This is a genomic window from Gluconobacter sp. Dm-44, assembly GCF_018256175.1.
Taxonomy (GTDB): domain Bacteria; phylum Pseudomonadota; class Alphaproteobacteria; order Acetobacterales; family Acetobacteraceae; genus Gluconobacter; species Gluconobacter cadivus.
In genome coordinates this window covers 147,858-167,816 of record NZ_JAERLZ010000002.1, presented here as the reverse complement: position 1 = coordinate 167,816, position 19,959 = coordinate 147,858, and the positions used below count along the sequence as shown (strand labels likewise).

17 protein-coding genes are annotated in these 19,959 nt (G+C 60.0%); 12 read left to right on the top strand and 5 right to left on the bottom strand.

Translation table 11 applies throughout. The annotated features are described in order from the left end of the window. Positions 1 to 79 precede the first annotated feature (79 nt). From pspA to radA, 8 genes are all read left to right on the top strand, one after another. Positions 80 to 763, top strand: a complete 684-nt coding sequence (pspA, locus tag JK213_RS03825; protein ID WP_099285830.1) for a phage shock protein PspA — start codon at positions 80 to 82, stop codon at positions 761 to 763. Between the two features lie 27 nt (positions 764 to 790). Further along, a complete protein-coding gene (gene pspB / locus JK213_RS03820) occupies positions 791 to 1,030 on the top strand; it encodes an envelope stress response membrane protein PspB (protein ID WP_194261090.1) in 240 nt (79 codons plus the stop codon). Continuing rightward, complete coding sequence (locus tag JK213_RS03815) at positions 1,027 to 2,286, top strand: hypothetical protein (protein ID WP_194261089.1); 1,260 nt, start codon at positions 1,027 to 1,029, stop codon at positions 2,284 to 2,286. Before pspB ends, JK213_RS03815 begins: the two co-directional genes overlap by 4 nt. A gap of 2 nt (positions 2,287 to 2,288) precedes the next feature. Further along, the gene (locus tag JK213_RS03810; RefSeq protein ID WP_194261088.1) at positions 2,289 to 3,632 is read left to right on the top strand and encodes a GIN domain-containing protein; all 1,344 of its coding nucleotides are present in this window, start codon (positions 2,289 to 2,291) and stop codon (positions 3,630 to 3,632) included. Positions 3,633 to 3,684: 52 nt separating this feature from the next. Next, entirely contained in the window at positions 3,685 to 4,470 is a 786-nt protein-coding gene (locus JK213_RS03805) for an ABC transporter permease (RefSeq protein ID WP_062029251.1), read from the top strand. Continuing rightward, positions 4,467 to 5,294: an ABC transporter ATP-binding protein gene (locus JK213_RS03800; protein WP_194261087.1), complete on the top strand. Its 828-nt coding sequence runs from the start codon at positions 4,467 to 4,469 to the stop codon at positions 5,292 to 5,294. Before JK213_RS03805 ends, JK213_RS03800 begins: the two co-directional genes overlap by 4 nt. Further along, positions 5,291 to 5,497, top strand: coding sequence for a hypothetical protein (locus tag JK213_RS03795; protein WP_062029257.1), 207 nt, complete (start codon positions 5,291 to 5,293; stop codon positions 5,495 to 5,497). Before JK213_RS03800 ends, JK213_RS03795 begins: the two co-directional genes overlap by 4 nt. Before the next feature lie 172 nt (positions 5,498 to 5,669). Beyond that, positions 5,670 to 7,070, top strand: a complete 1,401-nt coding sequence (gene radA / locus JK213_RS03790; RefSeq protein ID WP_194261086.1) for a DNA repair protein RadA — start codon at positions 5,670 to 5,672, stop codon at positions 7,068 to 7,070. 9 nt (positions 7,071 to 7,079) lie between these two features. On the opposite strand, the gene JK213_RS03785 is transcribed toward radA, so the two are convergent. Further along, the gene (locus JK213_RS03785) at positions 7,080 to 8,708 is read right to left on the bottom strand and encodes an alginate export family protein (RefSeq protein ID WP_228125288.1); all 1,629 of its coding nucleotides are present in this window, start codon (positions 8,706 to 8,708) and stop codon (positions 7,080 to 7,082) included. Between the two features lie 141 nt (positions 8,709 to 8,849). After that, on the bottom strand, positions 8,850 to 9,437 hold the full coding sequence (locus tag JK213_RS03780; protein WP_194261084.1) for a YigZ family protein: 588 nt from the start codon (positions 9,435 to 9,437) through the stop codon (positions 8,850 to 8,852). 80 nt (positions 9,438 to 9,517) lie between these two features. On the opposite strand from JK213_RS03780, the gene JK213_RS03775 reads away from it, so the two are divergent. From JK213_RS03775 to JK213_RS03760, 4 genes are all read left to right on the top strand, one after another. Next, positions 9,518 to 12,106, top strand: a complete 2,589-nt coding sequence (locus JK213_RS03775; protein WP_194261083.1) for an MMPL family transporter — start codon at positions 9,518 to 9,520, stop codon at positions 12,104 to 12,106. A gap of 104 nt (positions 12,107 to 12,210) precedes the next feature. Then, positions 12,211 to 12,762, top strand: a complete 552-nt coding sequence (locus tag JK213_RS03770) for a VOC family protein (protein ID WP_194261082.1) — start codon at positions 12,211 to 12,213, stop codon at positions 12,760 to 12,762. Further along, the gene (locus JK213_RS03765) at positions 12,759 to 13,274 is read left to right on the top strand and encodes a cupin domain-containing protein (protein ID WP_194261081.1); all 516 of its coding nucleotides are present in this window, start codon (positions 12,759 to 12,761) and stop codon (positions 13,272 to 13,274) included. The genes JK213_RS03770 and JK213_RS03765 overlap by 4 nt, the downstream gene beginning before the upstream one ends. 701 nt (positions 13,275 to 13,975) lie before the next feature. Then, positions 13,976 to 17,176, top strand: coding sequence for a TonB-dependent receptor domain-containing protein (locus tag JK213_RS03760; protein ID WP_228125287.1), 3,201 nt, complete (start codon positions 13,976 to 13,978; stop codon positions 17,174 to 17,176). 127 nt (positions 17,177 to 17,303) lie between these two features. Here the strand turns inward: JK213_RS03760 and JK213_RS03755 are convergent, their stop codons facing one another. The 3 genes from JK213_RS03755 to JK213_RS03745 are packed head-to-tail and all read right to left on the bottom strand — an operon-like array spanning position 17,304 to position 19,795. Beyond that, entirely contained in the window at positions 17,304 to 18,539 is a 1,236-nt protein-coding gene (locus tag JK213_RS03755; protein WP_194261079.1) for an FAD/NAD(P)-binding oxidoreductase, read from the bottom strand. 39 nt (positions 18,540 to 18,578) lie between these two features. Beyond that, the gene (locus JK213_RS03750) at positions 18,579 to 19,547 is read right to left on the bottom strand and encodes a nucleoside hydrolase (RefSeq protein WP_194261078.1); all 969 of its coding nucleotides are present in this window, start codon (positions 19,545 to 19,547) and stop codon (positions 18,579 to 18,581) included. Next, positions 19,544 to 19,795: a DUF3297 family protein gene (locus JK213_RS03745; RefSeq protein WP_099285842.1), complete on the bottom strand. Its 252-nt coding sequence runs from the start codon at positions 19,793 to 19,795 to the stop codon at positions 19,544 to 19,546. Before JK213_RS03745 ends, JK213_RS03750 begins: the two co-directional genes overlap by 4 nt. Between the last annotated feature and the right edge of the window lie 164 nt (positions 19,796 to 19,959).

Genomic DNA, 19,959 nt, shown 5'->3' with positions numbered 1-19,959 from the left:
GTTCATAACACCCTCAAAACAGCATCACTGACAAGAGCAGGGATCTGTCCTAAGTCTCTTCAACAGGAAGGAAAGCATCATGGGTATTTTTTCTCGCCTCGCCGATATCGTGAACTCCAATCTGAATGCGATTCTCGCCAATGCCGAGGACCCGCAGAAAATGATCCGTCTGGTCATTCAGGAAATGGAAGACACGCTGGTCGAGGTCCGCAGTCAGGCCGTCCGCACGATCGCCGAGCGCAAGCAGCTCGAACGCCGCGTCCGCACCATGATGCACGAAGAAGACGAATGGCACCGCAAGGCCGGTCTCGCCATCGAACGGGACCGCGACGATCTCGCCCGCGCAGCCCTCGCCGCCCGCCACAGCGTGGAACAATCACGCGAAGCACTGGAACAGCAGATCGCCCAGATCTCGGACGGGCTGGACCAGCAGAACGACGACATCTCCAAACTTCAGGCCAAGATCGCCGACGCCAAATCCCGCGAAAAGGCGCTCTCCATCCGCGCCCGCACCGCACAGGGCCGCCTGAAAACCCGCGAAAAACTCTACGACACCCGCATCGACGACACGCTGAACCGTTTTGATCAGGTGGAACGCGCTCTTGATGAGCTTGAAGGCAAGGCAGAGGCGTATGATCTGGGCCGCCGCACCGGCCACCCCACACTTCAGGAGGAACTCGCAGCCCTTGAAACCGATGCCGTCGTGGAAAACGAATTCGAAGCCCTCAAGCGCCGTGTGGCCGAAAAGAAAAGCGCAGGCTGAGAAAAGGCTGACCGAAAGGCCCAAGGCATGAATTCGTCCATCTTCCCCTTCCTTGTTCCCATCACAGCCATCATCTGCTGGTCTGTCGTCAGCATGGTCAAACATGCCAACAGCTCACCAAAAGGCGCGCCCCAACAGGACCCCATGCTTCAGGCCGCCCTGACACAGGCCGAAGCCCATGCTACGCGTCTGGAAGAAAGGATCGACCAGCTCGAACGCATCCTCGACGAGGATATCCCGGGCTGGAGAGCAAGGAACGCACGATGACACGCCGCCCCGTCCTCTTTTCCGGCCGCCGCCCGGCGCTTCTGGCTCTGCTGGCGGGTACCGTCCTGCTGTCGCCCGCAGCCCACGCCGCGCGCATGACCCTGTCCGGAGAGGATCTGGACCTGTCGATCCCCTGCACCGGACAGGTCAGGGTCGTGGTCGATCCCAACATGAAGGACGGAGCAACACTTGATTCAAGCAGCCTCGCACAGGTCTCCATGCATACCGGCAAGGAAGAAGCGCAAAGCCGCATCTCCATCGCCACGAAGTCCTGCGCCCCCAACGGGAAGCTGACAATCAGCATCTCCCCCAGCACTGGCCTGACGATCCACGACAGCCACGACACGCATTTCGTCATCGCTGGAAAACTCGCCTCCCTGGACGCCAGCCTCGATTCCGCCACCATGGACATCGAAAACACCCAGTCCCTCGACCTGGACATGCAGGGCGCCTCCAGCGTCCACATCCACTCCCTCGAACGTGCCGCCCAGATCGTGGCCTCCGGCACCTCGACGCTGACGGCGGACACGGCGCAGCTCGCGGCCCTTTCGGTGCAGTTGACGCAGAATGCGGGGATGACGCTCTCGGGGGGCAGCATCGACGCGTTGACGCTGATTACGGCCGATCAGGCCAGCGCCACCATTCTGGCTCACGCCACGGTGGCGACGGTTGCGGCCAACGGAACGGGGGATGTCAATATCGAGGCCGTCACAGGCCCGATGGTCCGTTCAGGCAAAGGCACAGTCCGCGTTGGCGCGGAGAATGGCGTGATCTATCGTCCCACACCGCCGCCGCCAGCTGCCGTACCGACACCTCCTCCCGCAGCGCCGCAGCCCTCCCTTCCGGTCCAGACGCCCCCTGCCAGCGCGGCTACGACTGTTCCGGCCCCCGTGGTCACGCCTCCGGCTGCTTCCGCGCCCGTCATGCAGGCACCTGTGGTTCAGCCCCCTACGGTTCAGGCCCCAACCACGCCAACCGTGGTTCCGGCTCCCGCGCCTGTCCGCCAGCCTTCCGCGCCTGACAGCCCTGCCATCCCGCAGGCTCCCAGCGCCCCGGCCCCATCAAAGGACGCCGCGTCGAATGTCCAGCAGACGACTCAGGCACCTGCCAGCCTTCCGGTCGCAAGCGCGCCCGCCCAGACCGCACCGCAGACAACGATTCCGGCTCCCGCAGTGACCCCCGCCGCCCCAACAGCCAATCCGACCACACCCTCGACGACCGGAAAGAGCGCTCAGAACGGCGCTCAGGGAGAATAGGGATGCGCCACCATCTGCATGCGCGCCTGACTCTGCTCGCGCTTCTGAGCTGCGGCGCCGCACCCGCGCCACCAGCCCCTCCGGCACCTCCCTCGCCTCCGGCACCGCCATCCTTCAACGTGTCCTCAACGAGCAGCCCTGACACGCTCGTCATCCCGGCGACATGTCTTGAGACCCTATCCGTCGTGAGTGGTCCGGATGCGCATATCGTTTCCGGCAGCGGCAGTCTGAAGAAACACGGGGAACGCCTGACCTTCACGACCACTCCGCAGGACTGCGCGGCTCAGGACAGTGCGGTCGTCATGGTTCCGGCCCGGACCAGCCTCGACCTCCAGTCCTCCCACAACCATACGACGCTCTATCGCATCACTGGCGTCAACGGCGACGTCACGGCGGAGAGCGGACACGGCGATCTCGACATCGATCAGGCCAGCGGCCTGAACCTGACGATGACAGGCCCCGGAAACGTCTCGGTCGGGCGGCTGACGGGACGGATGACCGTGCAAAGCCTGTCCAGCGGCGACCTGCAGATCGGCGATCTCGCAGCTTCAAGCGCCAGCATCACGGCTATGTCTTCGGGCGATATCCGGATCGAACGTGGGAGCGCGGATGTTCTGACGGTCCGGGATTATGGCTCGGCCAATATTACGCTGAACGCCACGGCCCGCGATGCGGATCTGACCCTTCTCGGCAGCGGCGACATCACACTTCAGAAGGTGAGCGAAACGCTGAAGAAGCGTCCGATCGGGTCCGGCACGCTCTCCGTGGAGGACACAGCCGGTGCGAGGATCACGACCGTGACCACACCGGACGGGTCCGCCATCCTCTCCGATGCGACACGCAAGGTTCTTGACCATCTCGATATCCATATGGATACGCCTGAGATCACTTTCGGCAACACATCCACTGTCCATCATTCCAGCGGTCATGGGGTGATTGGGCTGCTGCTGAAAATCTTTCTCATCATCTGGGCCGTGCGTCTTTTCCGACGCTATCGCCGGACAGGCGTTATTCCGTTCCGGGGAACACTGGACAAGGCCGCCGCAGGATATGCGGAGGGTGTGCGGAGCTGGTCCCGGCACCGCGCGGCATGGCAGGAAACACCCGCCGCCAGCGCGACAGCCGTGGTCAGGGATGCCGTGCTTGGTTTCCGGCGTCCGCAACCCGAACCGACGGAAGATTTCTCCCGCTCCGTCCCGCCTGGCCATCCGCTGGCCCGGCTTCAGGATCGGCTGGCGCGCATGGAGCGCAGGCTCGGCCTGATCGAGCGCTGCGTTACATCCTCCGATTTCAGTCTGGAGCGGCAGTTCCGGGATCTGGAACGGACCGATGGCCGACGCGCCTGAATGCAGAACGGAAACTTTGACGTCCGGATGCAGGCAGGGTAGGGGCTGAAGGGTGAATGCCGTTCTTGACCCCATAGCGGCCCTTGGCCGCGCCGCTCTCGGCCTTATCAAGCAGGCAGGTGCTCTGGCCCTGTTCGCGCTGGAGGCCCTGTCGCATCTGGTGCGACCGCCTTTTTACTGGCGGATTTTCTTCTCCAGCCTGATCGAGACGGGGTTCTTCTCCCTCCCCGTCGTGGCGCTGACGGCCCTGTTTTCCGGGGCCGTGATCGCACTTCAGTCCTATGTGGGCTTCGGGCAGTATCATGTGCAGAGCGCGATTGCCGGGATCGTCGTCCTCGCCGTGACCCGTGAGCTTGGCCCTGTTCTGGCCGGCTTGATGGTCGCCGGACGCGTGGGCGCGGCCATGTCCGCGCAGATCGGCACCATGCGCGTAACCGACCAGATTGACGCGCTCACCACGCTGTCCACCGATCCAATGAAATATCTCGTGACGCCGCGCCTTCTGGCCGGAACGCTCGCGCTGCCCTGCCTTGTGCTGGTCGCAGATATTCTGGGCGTCATGGGTGGTTTCACGGTTTCGGTCGCCAAACTCGGCTTCTCACCCTCGACCTACATCACGGCCACGCTGGATTCGCTCAAGACGATGGATGTCGTCGTCGGCCTCGTCAAAGCGGCGGTGTTCGGGTTCCTGATCGCGCTTCTGGGCTGCTATAACGGCTATAACAGCCGCGGCGGCGCAGAGGGCGTGGGCTCGGCCACGACAGCCGCGGTCGTGGGTGCCTCCATCCTGCTCCTGTTGTTCGACTACCTCCTGACAGATCTGTTCTTCTCACAATGAGCACTCCTCCCGTAAGCACTTCCCCGGGCACTCCCTTGAGCACCCCGAAGATCCGCATCCGGGGTCTGCACAAGGCTTTCGGCTCCAAGATCGTGCTTGATGGCGTGGACCTTGATGTCGAGGCTGGCACGTCCATGGTCATCATCGGCGGATCCGGCTCCGGGAAATCCGTCCTGCTGCGCTGCATTCTGGGTCTGATCGAGCCCGATGCCGGGACGATCGAGATTGACGGCGAAAACCTGCTGACGGCTTCGCGCTCCCGGCAGGGCGCCCTGCGCCAGCAGATCGGGATGCTGTTTCAAAACGGTGCCCTGTTCGACAGCATGAGCGTTGGCGAGAACGTGGCGTTCGGCGTGCGCGCCAAGCATTCCGACCGCAATGGCGCGACCCCGTCCCGCACGCAGGCACTGCAAATAGCCGGGGGTCTGCTCGAACAGGTGGGGCTGGACCCGTCCGTTGGCGAACTCAGCCCGTCCGAACTTTCGGGCGGTATGCAGAAACGCGTGGGGCTGGCGCGCGCGATTGCGGGCGGTCCCAATATCATGTTCTTCGACGAACCCACGACCGGGCTGGACCCGATCATGGGCGCCGTCATCGACGGGCTGATCGTGGACTGCGTGCAGAAACTCGGCTCCACCGCCATTGCCATCACTCACGATATGGCCTCCGCCCAGCGGATCGGAAACCGCGCGGCGATGCTCTATCGCGGGAAGCTGATCTGGCAAGGCGAGGCATCCGAGCTCATGAATTCGGGCAACGCCATGGTGGATCAGTTCACCCATGGCCGACGCGAAGGCCCCATCACCATGGAGCTGCGCAAATGAGCCTTCTGCCCCGTTTCCCGAAAACCGATCCCATCGTCTGGAAGCGCATCGGGCTGAGCTATCTGATCGCCCTGCCGCTCCTGTTCATCATGTTCCGCCATCAGCCCGCCCATCCAAACATGGTGCTCCAGCTTCTCGGTTTTCTGCTGATTATCGTGGTCTCGCGGCTTTTAGCGCGCCTGATCCTGCGGACACGGGAGTAAGGATTCCGGGCTCTGCCCGGGCCCGGCAGGGATCTTGATCCCTGCACCCTGATTCTAAAGGTTTCCAAAGGTCGCGACCTTTGGTGGGGTCCGGGGCAAAGCCCCGGCTGGATCAACAGCCAAGCACTCCCTATATACTGGGTTTGTTCCCCTCAAATCGAAGAGACCAGCCTTGGCCAAAAAGCCGACCACCCGTTACGTCTGCCAGAACTGTGGCGCCACCTCTCCGAAATGGAACGGGAAATGCGAGGCCTGCGGCGAATGGAATACGCTGGTTGAAGAGACGGTCGAGCCGACGGCCCGCAAGACCGGAAAATTGAGTTCCGGGCGTCTGCAAACCGTTCGGCTGGATGGCGAAACACGGCCGCCCCCGCGTATTACAACCAGCATTGCAGAGCTGGACCGCGTTCTGGGTGGCGGACTTGTCCCGGCGTCCGTCGTGCTGGTCGGCGGTGATCCGGGCATCGGCAAATCCACGCTCATGCTTCAGACCACCTGCGCGCTGGCGCGGTCAGGGCATCGCGTCCTGTATGTTTCGGGCGAAGAATCGGTGGACCAGATCCGCATCCGCGCCCAGCGGCTGGGTCTGGACCGCGATCCCAAAATGCTGGACTCGCTGGATCTTGCCGCTTCGATCAATGTTGGCGAGATCGTGGGCTCGCTGGAACAGGACCGGGCGCATACGGTCGTGGTCATCGATTCCATCCAGACGATGTGGCTGGAAAGCGTGGAAAGCTCGCCGGGTTCGGTTTCTCAGGTGCGGGCGAGTGCGTTTGAGCTGATCCGGCTGGCCAAGACGCTCGGTTTTGCGCTGATCCTGATCGGACATGTCACGAAGGAAGGCTCCCTCGCCGGGCCGCGTGTTCTGGAACATATGGTCGATGCGGTCATGTATTTCGAGGGTGATCGCGGGCATCAGTTCCGCATTCTGCGCGCGGCCAAGAACCGCTTCGGCGCGACCGACGAAATCGGCGTTTTCGCCATGACCGATATCGGCCTGACCGAAGTGCCTAATCCGTCCGCGCTGTTTCTGGCGGAGCGGCGAGGCAATATCGCGGGCTCAGCCGTTTTTGCAGGGCTGGAGGGCACGCGCCCGGTCCTGCTGGAGATTCAGGCGCTGCTGTCTCCCAAGGCCGGAGATGGGGCGCCGCGCCGGGCTGTTGTGGGCTGGGACACGTCGCGGCTGAATATGCTGCTGGCTGTCCTGGATTCGCGCTGTGGCCTCAAGCTTGCGAATATGGATGTCTATCTGAACATCGCAGGCGGCCTGCGCGTGAATGAACCGGCTGCCGATATGGCAGTGGCCACGGCCCTTGTGTCCGCCGCGACGGGTCATCCAACTTCTCCCAATGCCGCCTATTTCGGCGAAGTCGGGCTTTCAGGCGAAATCCGGCAGGTCAGTCAGGCCGATCTGCGCCTCAAGGAAGTCGCCAAGCTCGGCTTTGGCGAGGCCATCCTGCCACGTCGTGTTTCGGCGGCCTCCGCGCGGGTCAAGCCGCCCACAGGCCTGAAACTGCGCGAAATCGGACATCTGACGGATCTGGTCGGGCTGTTTTCCGACAAGGACGAATAACAGAAGCTCTCAGAAGCGGAAGACGACATTGGACTGGGCGTAGCTTCCGCTTTTGCCGCCCGCCGCATGTAACCCGTTCGAGGCCATGAACCGCGCGCCATAGATCTGCCAGGTCAGGTGCCGGTTAAGCTGGAGCTTGAGGGACGCCTGCGGCACCACGCCGATATAGCCGCCGTGATAGGTTTTCGAGAATGTGTACGGGCCGGACGAGTTCCAGATCGCGCCATCCGCGTTCTCCCGCCACATGAACGGCACCTTGAACTGGATGCTCGCAAAGCCTTTCCACGGCGTGACGCTCAGGACCGGCGAGAGGCTGACGAGGTTGGAGGGCTGGATGTAGGTCGTGGTATCCAGATAGTTCGTCTGCGGGTTGAAAGGCGCCATATAGGTCCTGACCGGGCCGTCCGTTCCGTTGGCCCCGCCGGAATACAGATCCGCCTGAACGCCGATGAACGGATGCAGGGGCGAGGGCGTATGCCGGTATCCTACGATCGTATTGACCGAATAGGCCTGCACATCGCTCTTCTTCGCGCTGCCGGATTTCTGGAACGTCCCGTCCTGATAGAGGCCGCCGAACGAATATTCGAAAGATGCGGCGGTACCGTACCAACGGAAACCGACATTCCCGCGTGAGGACGTGCCTTTCAGGGCACCGGATGCAAGCGGGACGACGGACAGGCTGCCGCCATAGCGGTAACCGTAATAGAAAATATCCAGAAATGAATGGACCGTCTCGCCACCGATCGAGAACTGCGGCACGAGAGCCGTGATGTCTCCACCATACAGGCGCGTGTTATAATCTTCCGTGTCATGAAACATCAGGGTCGCGTCGGTCTTGGTCTGGACGAAATCGAACGCATCCACGCGAATATTGGGCCAGATCGCATAGATGCGGCCGCCATTCCACGACAACGGCACGTTGGGCGTTTCGCGGTTATACAGGACGTAAGACGGCGCATCGAGAAACTGCTGACGGCCAAACATGAAGCCTGTCTGCGCGCCCGCGAGCTTGCCCTTGAACTCGATGAAAGCCTGCTGGAGATCCAGCCGTTTGCGGTACGTCGTATTGTAACCGAAGCCTTTCCATCCTCCCGCATCCGCATTGATGAGCTGCCCGAACAGCCGGACATGTTCGCCCAGATGCAGGTCCGCGCCATACAGGTTCCGCACACCGAACCGGCCGGAATTGCTGTTACCCTTCTTCCCCAGAAAAGGCGCCTCCTCGTACCAGTTGCGCAGACGCGTCTCGCCGGAAAAGGACAGCCAGATCGTTCTCGCATCGTTCAGTGCGATGAACTTCAGCGGATCGAACGGATCGTCGCGCCGATTCTTGTCGCGCAGGAAACTCCAGTCTTCCGCCCAGGGGGCCACTCCGTAACGACCGACCGGCCCGAAGCCCGCTGATTCGCCGTTGCCGTAACTGAACGCACCCCACGGACCCTGCCGCCCCTGCGGCGCATGGTTCTGACTGGCCACGACACGACGCGGCTGGCCTACGACGCCGGCATGGGGATAGTTCTGGATGGGGGGACGTTCCGTAGAAAGAACGTGGATCCATTCTTCCGAATGTGCGGTCGGGGCGGTGGACGAATCGGCTGCCGCTGCCAGTCGGGAGGTGCAGATTCCAAGCGCCATCATAGCCAGAATAGACCGATTCCGATATGAATGATGACGTAACATGCCCTGAAAACTCCAGACGGGGTTGTCAGAACATTATGCAGCAACAAAAAAACATCAATCCTGATAGTTTTAAATAAAAATGACTATTTTTTTTAGTATTTAATTCAGTCGGGCAATGTCCATCTGCCCCCGCGTCAGATCCCGCAGCCAGTCCGTGATGGCATCCGCCTCTTCGACTGGCACGGCCAGCGTCATCCACGCGCCTTCGGCGTCGAACTCGCATTCGGTCCGGCTTGCCCGCCAGCTTTCGATCTTGGACTCCACCATCGCATAGCTGGAAAACGGGCAGTGAAAGCGCAACGGCACGGTTTCAATCCGCTCAATCCGTTCTGCCTCGCGCAGACAGGCCGACGCCGCGCCGCCATAAGCCCGCACCAGCCCCCCGGCCCCGAGCTGCACGCCACCATACCAGCGCGTGACGACGATCATGACATTGTCGAAATCCTGCCCTTCGATGGCGGACAGAATGGGCCGCCCGGCCGTCCCTCCGGGTTCGCCGTCATCGCTGCATCGGAAGCGCTGACCGGTTTTGAAGGCCCAGCAGTTATGGGTCGCCTCCAGCACGGCGACGTCACGAAAGAAGGCCATGGCGGCGGCTTCGTCTTCCACAGGAGCTGCGGAAGCCCGGAAAACACTGTTCTTAATCACACTTTCGTAGGTCGCGAGGCCGGGCAGAGTCCATGTCATGACTTTCCTTCTGCATCAGGATCGCCGAAATGTCAGGATGGGGTAGGGAAACGCTGCCCGTTCTGTTAAGGGTAGCCCCCATGTTTTCGGATCTGACCGGTCGGCTGAATGCCGTCTGCGCGCGTCGTGCGCCCCTCGTTCTGGCGCTGTTTGCACTGCTCTGTGCCGCCTGCGTTGCCCTGAGTGTCACACGCATCAGCGTGACGACGGACACGAGCAAGATGTTTGCCAACAGCCTGCCGTGGAAAAAGCGGAGCATGGAGCTGACGCGCCTGTTCCCGCAGGACAGCAACCAGCTCGTCGCCATCCTCGACAGCCGCATCCCCGAACAGGGACGCATCGCGGCACGGGAGCTTGCGGCCACGCTTTCGCAGGACCACACGCATTTCAAGACGGTCAGCCTCCCCGGCGACAACCCGTTCTATAACAGTCACGGCTTCCTGTTCCTCGACACGAAGGATCTGGAGCCGCTGCTGGATTCGATCGTCTCCGCGCAGCCCTTCCTCGGCACGCTGGCCGCCGATCCGTCCGCCCGGGGCCTGTTCGGCGCACTTGGCCTGATCGGTGAGGGTATCAAGGCCGGTCAGGGCATCCCCAGCGGCTTCAACGGCGCGCTGGACGGCTTCGCAACTTCTCTGACACAAGCAGCGGACGGTCATCCGCAGGACATGTCTTGGCAGAACCTGCTGATCGGCAAGCTGGCGGAACTGGGGTCGCGATACGAATTTGTCGTCACGCAACCCAAGCTCGATTACAGCTCCTTCCAGCCCGGCGAAGGCGCTACGACCGCCATGCGTCAGGCGATCAACAACCTTGAATTCGTGAAAACGAAACAGGTCACGGGCATCATTACCGGTGAAGTGAAGCTGTCGGACGAGGAGTTCTCCACCGTCGCACACGGCATGGTGCTGGGGCTCATCATTTCACTGGTTCTGGTCGCGGTCTGGCTGATTCTTGCGGTCCACTCCCCGCGCGTCATCCTTCCGATCCTGCTGACCCTCATTGCTGGCCTGCTGCTGACGACCGGCTTTGCGGCTCTGGCTGTGGGTGAGCTGAATCTGATCTCGGTGGCGTTTGCCATCCTGTTCGTCGGCATCGCGGTCGATTTCGCCATCCAGTACAGCGTGCGCCTGCGCGGACAGCGCAACCCGGACGGCTCGTATCCGTCCCTGCATGACGCCATCGTTCTGACAGGTCAGGAAAGCGGCGCGCAGATCCTTGTCGCAGCCCTCGCCACAGCGGCGGGCTTCCTGGCGTTCTATCCCACGAGCTTTATTGGTGTGGCGCAGCTCGGGCTGATCGCAGGTTTCGGCATGCTGATCGCCTTTTTCTGCACGATGACGCTTCTGCCAGCCCTGCTGTCCGTCTTTCGCGCGAAGCTGGGCAGCGGAGAGCCGGGCTTTGCGTTCATGGCGCCTGCGGACGCGTTCCTGCGCCACAAACGCCACAAGGTCGTCGGCATCTTCGCCCTTCTGGGCATCGTGGGGCTGGCCCTCATGCCGCTCCTGAAGTTCGACGCCGACCCGCTGCACACCAAGGACCCCAACACCGAGGGAATGCGGGCGCTCCATTTGCTGGAAGCCAATCCGCTCACGACGCCCTACAGCGCGCAGGTCCTGACCCCGAACCTGACGGACGCGGCGAAAGAGGCAGCGGAATTCTCGAAGCTTCCCAGCGTGCATGACGTGCTGTGGCTCGGCGCGCTGGTTCCCGATGACCAGAAAACCAAGCTGGCCATGATCGAGGACACCGCCTCCATTCTCCTGCCGACCATCACGGTGGCCAATCCTGAACCCGCGCCGGACGCTGCCGCCATCCGCGCTGCCGCCATCGCTGCCGTGCAGAAGCTGGACGCCGTAAAGGAGCAGCTTCCCGCACCGCTGGAAAAGATCCGTCAGGCTTTGCACACGCTCTCCACGGTCCCGGACAGCACGCTGCTTCAGGCCAGCACCGCCCTGACGCGCTTCCTGCCGGACGAACTTTCGATGCTGCGGATGGCGCTTCAGCCCACGCCCGTCACGATGGAAAACATTCCGCAGGATGTGCGCCGCGACTATGTCCTGCCTGATGGCCGCGCGCGGCTGACAATCCACCCCAAGGGGCAGATGTCCGAAACGCCGGTTCTGCACCGCTTCGTCAGCGAACTGCGTTCGGTCAATCCGGATGTTGCTGGCCCCGCGATGGAAATCACGGAAAGCGCCAATACGATCGTCCATGCGTTTAAGGTGGCGGCCATCTGCGCCCTCATCATGATTGCCATCATCCTGCTGGTCGTGCTGCGGCGCCTGCTGGATGCCGCCCTTGTCATGGCACCGCTGCTAATGTCGACCCTCCTGACCGTCATCCTGATCGTCACGGTGCCGGAGACGCTGAACTACGCCAATATCATCGCCCTGCCGCTGCTTCTGGGTGTAGGCGTGTCGTTCAACATCTATTTCGTCATGAACTGGCGCGAAGGGGTGAAGGGCCCGCTGACGTCTCCGACGGCGCGCGCGGTGCTGTTCTCCGCCCTGACGACCGCAACGGCTTTCGGCTCCCTCGCCCGTTCGGGCCATCCGGGCACGGCGAGCATGGGACGACTGCTGCTGATGTCCCTCGGATGCACCCTGCTCTGCACAATGGTGTTCGTCCCGGCCCTGCTGCCCAAACGCCCAACCGACGAGGCCTGATTACAGGCCTCCCCTGCTGACACGGTTTGCCGCAATGTGACGGGCATTCTGGCAACCGTGCGTTTCCTCAGGGGTTGAGATCTTCTGCAACGGAGGATCGCCCCTTGACCACAGAACATTCAGGCTTGCCGCGTGGCATCGACCATGTCGGCGTCACCGTCCCGGACATCAACTCTGCCATCCGCTTTCTTGAAGAAGCGTTCGGGGCAGTTGCCCTCTACCGAAACGTCACCCGCACCGCGCCTCAGAAAGGTCCGGAGACGGAAAAAATCCTCGGCCTTCCGGGCGGCACCGTCGTCATTGAAATGTGCATGATGGCGCTCGGTCATGGGCCGGGCATCGAACTGTTCGAGATGAAAGGCCCTGACCAGCGCGAGGCCGCGCGCCCATGCGACTGGGGCCTTCAGCATTTCGCCGTCTATGTCGATGACATTCACGCGGCCTGCCACCGTTTCCGGGAAGCGGGCGGAACGCTCCTGACCGAGCCACAGGGCCAGCCCTCTCTCGAAGCCGCACCGGGCAACATGTTCTGCTACGGCCGCACGCCCTGGGGCATGATCGTGGAACTGGTCTGCACGCCACATCAGGAACGCTTCAACGACATCGCTCCCATGAACCGATATCAGCCACCCGCGCTGAAAGGATCAGACGCATGACACGCCTTCTTCCCCTAGCTGCGGCACTCCTCGTGGTAACGGCCTTCGGTGCCGCACACGCTGCTGATCCCACTCCGCCAACGGCCTGGTACTGGCATAACTGGACGGACCATGACGGCATCAGTCACATGACTCGCTGCCCGTTCCATAATTACGATCTGAAAACCATGTCCAAACCCGCAGGGCCGCAATGGCAGGACCATGTGCATGAAGGCAATGCCCGGATCATTTCCACCGTGCAGCCCGCGCACTGGGACGGAAGTTGGCACCCCGACCCCAAAGTCCAGTGGATCATCCCGCTGAAGGGCTCCTGGTACGTGACGGCCATGGATGGGAAAAAGGTCGTCATGGGGCCCGGGGACGTCTCTCTCGGCGAAGACCAGATGAGCCGCAAGGACGCAAAAGGCCATATCGGTCATTTCGCAGGCAATATCGGCGACGGTCCGGTCACCCTAATGGTCATCCAGACGGACGAACCGCCAACCACGGATCAACCCTGCCGTTTTCATTAGGGTTTAGGAATGGTTGTGCATTCTGCCGTCAAAAAGTACGACCATCTCTAAAGACAGCAGCCAACGTAAAACCGTAACAACCTTTATGATTCGTTATTAATGAGCAAAAAACGGCCCTCGAATCGTTTTTCCTTTGTTTTCTGGTAGGTTCAGGGGAAGAAAAATCTTCCATATGAACGATTATAAATCGCTACTAAGTTACTTTTCGGATTTTATGAAGAATGCCCGACAGTACCTAGATATCAAAAAAGAATTCCATATATACATGAGGATTATTTTTTAGCATTAAAAGAAAAAATATAGATGAATGAAATAATTTTAATTTATCGGTTATTTAGAATATTTTCCTCGATATATATAAATATCATTTAGTTTTTATATTTATTTAAATCATATTGGTTTTTATATTTAGTTTTTATATTTATATTTATTTTATTCTTTCTGAATTTATTTGAAATAAAACTCTGGAATACAAAAATGTGACATAAGCGCAACGCCTTTCATGACATGTGTCAAGCATGTTGCATTTTCGTAGCAGAAGCATTGCACACCGTTTCGATTTTCGATGAACATGTCGCCAGAGATACAAAAATTTCATGCGACCTTATCGAGAAGGGACAACGGCCGCGATGACCACCTCTGTGCAACATTCACTCAAAAGACGCACACCTGCGCCCCGGACAGTCGTCCGGATGTTCCTGATGGCCGGCATTTCCTACAGCGTTCTGCCCAGCATCAGCGCTCATGCACAGACCACAACGACAGCCCCTACAAAACATGCTGCCGTTCATAAGAGTGCTACCAAGAAAAAGGCACATACAAAAACCGCTACCGCAACGACCGCCCCGACAGCGGCAGCTCCAGCAGTTACGCCCGTCACGACGGCTGCAGCAACCCACACAAACAGCAAGGTCGTGCGGGATGCCGAAGCATCTGCCGAAGCTGACAACCTGAAAGTCGCCGAAACAGTCACGGTCACCGGTACGCGTCTGTCCCAGACGCGCCTGACGAACGTCATGGCCGGATCGTCACTGTCTGCCGATCAGATCAAGAAGCGTGGCTATACCGATATCGGCATCGCGCTGATGCGTGAAAATCCCGCTTTCGGTGTCGGCGACAACACACCGATCGGTAGCCAGGGCAGCTTCGGTGCAGGTCAGTCCTTCACCTCCCTGCTCAATCTCGGCAGTGATCGAACCCTGACGCTGGTCGACGGTATGCGCATGGTGGGCGGGTCGACGGCATCCCTTTACGGTGCGGGATCAGGGTCGCAGGTTGATATCAGTGCCATTCCGACCTCAATCCTGAAAGGGGTGGAAACCAAGCTGGGTGGCGCAGGTGCAGCCTATGGCGCGGACGCCGTTGCAGGTGTGGTGAACTACCAGCTTGACGATCACTTCACTGGCGTAGACTTCAATGCCCAGGGCAACTGGAGCCAGAAGCTCGATGCCCCCGGTGAGAAGATCACGTTCAAGGTCGGCCATGATTTCGATCACGGCAAAGGCGGCATGGTATTCGATGTTGAATACCGAAATAACGGCGGTATGGTCGACAATGACCGGCCTTATCTGACCGGTCGCAACGCCACCACATATGTTCGTCAGCCGATCGGCGGAACAGGCAAGTACACTTATAATCTTGCGCAGGGTGCGCGTAACGTCATCGCATCTGTCACTGGCGTTCCGCAGTTGACTGCTGGAGATCCGCCGATCTACGGTGGTCAGGTATTGAGCGGCATCTCCAATGCTGCCGGTCAGCCCCTGATGTTCAGTGGCAATGGCCAGTCCCTCGTCCCGATGACGTGGAACTATGCTACCAAAAGTCCAACTACGGTCGTGGGTGGCAACGGAACGGCACTTCAGGATTATAGCCAGCTTTATACCCCTACCGACAAGCTGAACCTGACGCTGCTCGGTCATTACGACATCACCGACCATATCCATGCAACGTGGCAAGGTTGGTACGCTCGAGGCACTGCGTCCAGCACCGTTGGGCAGGGCACTTGGAATACTCCGCTCTTTGCCTCAGACCCACTGACACTGTCCAATTACCACAACAATGCTGAAGTGAACGGCGCTTATGCGCTGAGCACCAACAATCCGTATCTGTCGTCTTCTGCACGCAGCACGATCGTGAATGCCCTGTCCGCAGCCGGATTACCGACTGACACGTTTTACATGTCGCGCCTGAATCAGGATCTGGATGCGGGCATGTATCAGACAACGATGCAGATGTATCGCTTCCAAGGAGGACTGAACGGTGACTTCGACGCCGTCGGTCGTCACTTTAATTGGAAAGTTCGCGGGGAATACAGCCGCTATCTGAACGATACATGGCAGCCTTCCATCGTCACACAAAACCTCGTCAACGCGCTTAACGCCACGACGGACGCCAGCGGCAATATTGTCTGCGCCCCCGGCTATACCAGCGCTCCCATCAAGACCCGCAGCTCCACTTGCGCACCTTTCAACCCGTTCGGCACCGGTCAGTCCACACCTGCAGCACGGAATTACATCCTCGCTGATGCCCATCAGAAGAATGCCAACGCACAACGCGACATTCAGGCTGAAATTTCCAGCACGGTCATGCGCCTTCCCGCTGGCGATATCCGCTGGGATATCGGTTACGAACATCGCCGCGAAGGTTATCGCTTCAATCCAGGCGCATTCTCCCGCGGATGGGAACAGTCTGACGGTTCATATCTGCAGTATGGCAACTCAACCTCACTGCCGCCCACAGGCGGCGCCTACCACACGCATGAAGTATTCGGAGAGCTTGACGTTCCGCTGGTCTCGCCCAGCATGCATGTTCCGGGTGTCTATAACCTTTCTGCAACAGCGAACGGTCGTTACATCAATAACAGTATGACCGGTGGCTACTGGACTTATATGTTCGGTGGCTCATGGTGGCCGACGCAGGACTTCGGCCTGAGCGGCAACTATGCCCGTTCGGTCCGCAACCCGTCCGTTACCGAACTGTTCGCTCCTAAGAGCACGGATTACGAAGATGGGATCGATCCCTGCTCGTCGGCTGGTGTTGATGCTGGTCCGAATCCCGCCGTGCGTGCCGCTAACTGCGCCAAGGCCGGGATCAAGCAGCCGTTCGAGTCAAACTTCAACAACTTCACCGTTCAGGGCACCGCAGGTGGCAATAACAAACTAAAGAACGAAGTTTCCACCAGCTATACCGGAAACCTTGAATTCCGCCCGCACTTTATTCGCGGCTTCGACTTTACGGGATCCTTCGTAGACGTAAAGATCAACAATGCGATCACATATCTTGGTGCTCAAGACATCATGGACGGTTGCTACGACTCGACGTCCTACGGGCCTAACAATACCTACTGCGCTGCCTTTACACGTGGAGCAGATGGCCAGCTCCAGAACTATCAAGCTGGTTATTATAATATTGCCAACTACGAGACACAGGCTCTGCAGGCACGTCTTGAATATAACAGCCCGCTGTCACGCTTCGGCCTGCCGTCTTCCGCTGGTGAAATCGGCCTTACAGGAAACTACGTCCACTACCTGAAGAGCCAGCAGAGCTACCTGGGCAACACCTATCTGCTCAGCGGTACAACAGCAGCACCCAACGACAACTTCACGCTGAATGCGAACTATATCCGTGGTCCCTTCAGCCTGCAGTGGCAGACCCTCTGGTATGGCCCTTCGCACTACGCAGTGCAGGTGCCGGCCACCCAGTACTTTGCCAACAAACGTCCGTCCTTTGCCATGTTCAACCTGACGCTTGGTTACGAAATTACCAAGAACTTCAGCGCCAACTTCATGGTGAACAACATCACCAATGCGCTGCCGAAATATCCCGGTACGGTCAGCCTGAATCGCTACTATGATGCGATCATTGGCCGTTCGTTCCAGATGAACCTCGGCGTTCATTTCTGATCCTGCGATCAGAGGGAACTTTGGAAAATGGGGGGCTTCGGCCCCTCTTTTTTTGTCTCTAATCCGACATAAAAAACGGGACGGATTTTCATCCGCCCCGTTTTGGTATTCAGTGATTCTACAAGCTTCAACCCGTTTCTTTGGACGTATGCTTGATCCTGATGTTGTAGCCTCTGAGCATTCCGTACCAGTAGAGCTTCGGAAAGACTTCCGTCTTGAGGAACCACGCGAAACGGCTGGGTTTGCGCTGGTCATACGGGAAACTCGGCGCGACCTTGCCGCCATACAGGAACTCGGCCAGCACAACCTTCCCATAAGACACCGTCAGCGGGCAGGCGCCATAGCCGTCATAGCTGCCTGCCTGTGGTCGGCCATCGAGTGAGGCCAGAAGGTTTTCCACAACGACTGGAGCCTGTTCGCGGGCAGCCGCGGCGGTCTTGGCGTTGCTGGTGCCTAGGACGTCTCCGGCACCGAAAATATTGTCATAGGTCTTGTGACGCAGACTGGCCGGATCGACGTCCAGCCACCCGGCTTCATTGGCCAGCGGGCTTGCCTGGATGAAATCCGGCGCACTCTGGGGCGGCACGACATGCAGCATGTCGAATGGACGCACGACGGTCTCGTCCGTCCCGACAATCTGGAACGTGGCCTCGCGCTTCTCGCCGTCCACCTTGATCAGGTTTTCCTGCTTGTGAAGGTTCACGCCGTAATAGTCGATCTGGCGTTGGAGCGAGGGGACGTAATAGGACACACCGAACAGCGCATTGCCCGCCATCGAGAAATCGACGTCGGTGCGGTGCAGCGAACCTTCGCGGCGCCAGTGATCACAGGCCAGATAGACGATTTTCTGGGGTGCGCCCGCGCATTTGATGGGCATGGGCGGCTGCGTGAACAGCGCCTTTCCACCATCGAGATGCCGGATGCATTCCCATGTATAGGCGACTGTTTCGCGCGAATAGTTGGACGTGACACCATTGCGACCCAGCGTCTCGGACAGGCCTTCGATCTTGTCCCAGTCAAGCTGAAGACCGGGGCACACAATCAAGCGGCGGTATTCCACGACGCGGCCGCTTTTCAGTGTCACGGTGTTGGATTCGGGCTGGAAACTCTCAACGCTGTCCCGCAACCATTCGACATTGCGCGGGATCAGCCCGCCTTCCTGCCGCAACGTTTCGGGAAGCGTCATCACACCAGCACCCACCAGCGTCCAGCCGGGCTGATAGGCATGGGTCGTGGACGGCTCGATAATGGCGATCGAGAGATTGGCGCGTTCGCCTCTGAGCTGGGCTGCGATGGTGATGCCAGCGGCACCACCGCCGACGATGACGACTGAGAAGCGATCCTGATGTGTCGGGTCTGCCATGTTCGGGTCCTCCAACGTCATGATGTGACGGCAAAGACGTTAGTCCAGAAGGGCAAGTCTTTCCGTCAGCAGGGAATAGAAGGCGTCTGCATCAACGTCATTGATCCATAACGCGTTCGGAACGCGATTGGTTACGTTCCACAAATCCACAACACTCTGGCCCACGCATAGCGGCGCGTCGACCTCGATCTCCACATTGCAGCGCAGCCCTGCAAAAAGCTGCGGCCACAACAGGAAGCCGATAGTGAGCGGATCGTGCAGCGCACCGCCCTCCCAGCCATATTTCTGCTTCTCGAACCGGTCTTCCGCCCCCAGCATCCGCACGACCATGTCCGTCACGGGCGAGCCAACCGCCGCAATCGGCTTCAGGCGGGCCGGTGTGGCGATGGCGCGATGCGTCACATCCAACGGCAGAAGCGTGATGGGGATGCCGGAACGCATGACGATGCGGGCGGCATGAGGGTCCACGAAGAAGTTAAATTCAGCGGTCGGCGTGATGTTGCCACCCTCGCGCTGGGCACCGCCCATGGCCACGATCCCCGCGATCCGGGACGCGATGTCCGGTGCATGAGTCAGGGCCAGCGCCAGATTCGTCATCGGGCCCAGGCAGACCAGCGTGATCGTGCCCTCGGGCTCACGACGCAGCAGGTCCACGAGATAGGTTGCGGCATCAATCGCCTGTGGACGCAGCGTCGGCTCGGGCAGATTGGCGCCCGCCATGCCCGTTTCGCCATGCACATGCTCGGCGCTGATGGGTGCGCGATGCAGCGGACGCGCTGCGCCCGCGAACACCGGGATATCGGTCCGACCCGTCAGTTCGAGCAGGGCACAGGCATTTTTCGTCGTCAGGGCGACGGGTACATTGCCAGCGACGGTCGTGATGGCCTCGACCGCCAGTTCCGGCGAGGCCAGCGCCAGCAGGATGGCCACGGCATCGTCCTGACCCGGATCGGTGTCGATAACGATGCGGCGGGGTGCGGTCCCGGTGGAACTGGCCTGTGTCATCATGCGTCTTCTTCGGAATCCTTGATCCAGACCTCGACCGGCCCCGTGACCTTGATCGTCATCGGACGGCCACGACGGTCCATGGCTTTGCCGACGGCCAGACGCACCCAGCCTTCGCTGATGCAGTATTCCTCGACGGTAGTGCGCTCTTCGCCCTTGAAGCGGACACCGATGCCGCGCGACAGCAGCTCTTCGTTGTAATACGGGCTGTCGGGGCTGGCGGAGAGACGATCGGGAATGGTGTCGGTCATGGCTGTCCTCGTTGTATCAGATCCGATCAGGTCGGACCGGCGCGTCAGAGGTCTTCTCTGTAGCGCCGGATGGTCGGCTCTCCAAGTCCGACACCGAACGCAACGCCGGATATGGCCGCTCCCACAGGACGCGGAGCACTGCTATGAGAGACGCTTCTTGTCGG